Genomic DNA, 1217 nt, shown 5'->3' with positions numbered 1-1217 from the left:
GATTTAGCCTTGCGCTATGGTTCGCCAAATGACGCTAATCTTTACGGGTTTAAAATCTGTAATGTCCCCAGATTATTGTGTGCATCTAAAGCTTACCTAGCAAAACATGGCATGCCAAAACACCCACAAGATCTCGCCTCTCATAACGGGCTGTTATATCAACTCAATGATATTACTTACGATGTATGGGAGTTTTATCGCGGCGATGAGTTATTAAAAATCAAAATGAAAGGCAACCGAATCTCAAATGACGGTGAATTAGTGCATCGCTGGTGTGTATCAGGCAAAGGCATTGGGCTTAAGTCTTGCCTTGATATATCAAGTGACTTACTTAACGGTAACGTCGTGCATGTATTACCAGAATACCAAACAAAGCCAACAGAACTGTGGCTCATATTTCCCAGCAGGCAATCGATTACCCCCGCAGCCCGATTACTACGAGACACCTTAAAAGATAAAACTCGCAATATATTGTTGCAGCTAATCGATAAAGGGATCTTAGATAAAAGTGTGTTAGATTTATAAGACTAACGATGACATCTTATTCATCATTATTCCGATAATCTTATTCAATTCTGGCCTACGGCATTAACGTTTTAACGTTCGCTAACTCCTGCGTTGAAGAAGCAAAAGATTATCGCGTCACGACGTGCCAGATGACATAAAACCAAGATAAAAAACCATGAAAAATCGCCCATAAAACAGACTTGTTTACACTCCATGAAATAGCGATAGATAACGCTGTTCCAAAGGTTATTCCATATTTCGCTATTTCATTCCTTGAATTTTTCATTAATCCTATTCCTTGTTTTATTTTATTCCGTATAAAATCATAATTCAATTTGATAGTGATAATACACGGAACTGCGGCAAGTCAGTGTCTAAGCCTGCCTGCGAGCAAAATAATATTTTTGTTATGTTGTTATACGCCAACATAACCCTAAAAACCGATTAATTCAAAAAAGTGCTTTTTCTAAAGCGTTGAACTCTTTTTCACACACTCACTTTTTTCACACTCACATTCTTTTTCACAATCAAATTCTTCGCAACCTTCATACCCCTTTGCTTTTGTATGGGTGATACCTGAAGCGCCAAAATACAAGTAGCGGCTGCCATAAATTAAGCCTAATGTGTCGCTTTATCACCCCAAATTTCATTTAATCTTTTGTCTCTGCCGCAGTTCCAGCGGTAGGCATTGTATCTAATAGGGTTGTTTT

General features: G+C 38.2%; 1 protein-coding gene. It reads left to right on the top strand.

The window, feature by feature from the left end; genetic code table 11:
• Nucleotides 1–525: substrate binding domain-containing protein (locus CXF78_RS01050; protein WP_219622043.1), on the top strand; the 525-nt coding region annotated here is incomplete at its 5' end.
• Nucleotides 526–1217 lie beyond the last annotated feature (692 nt).

It is taken from the genome of Shewanella sp. 11B5 (assembly GCF_002836795.1).
In the GTDB taxonomy this organism is placed as follows: domain Bacteria; phylum Pseudomonadota; class Gammaproteobacteria; order Enterobacterales; family Shewanellaceae; genus Shewanella; species Shewanella frigidimarina.
This window is presented reverse-complemented; position numbering and strand designations above follow the sequence as displayed.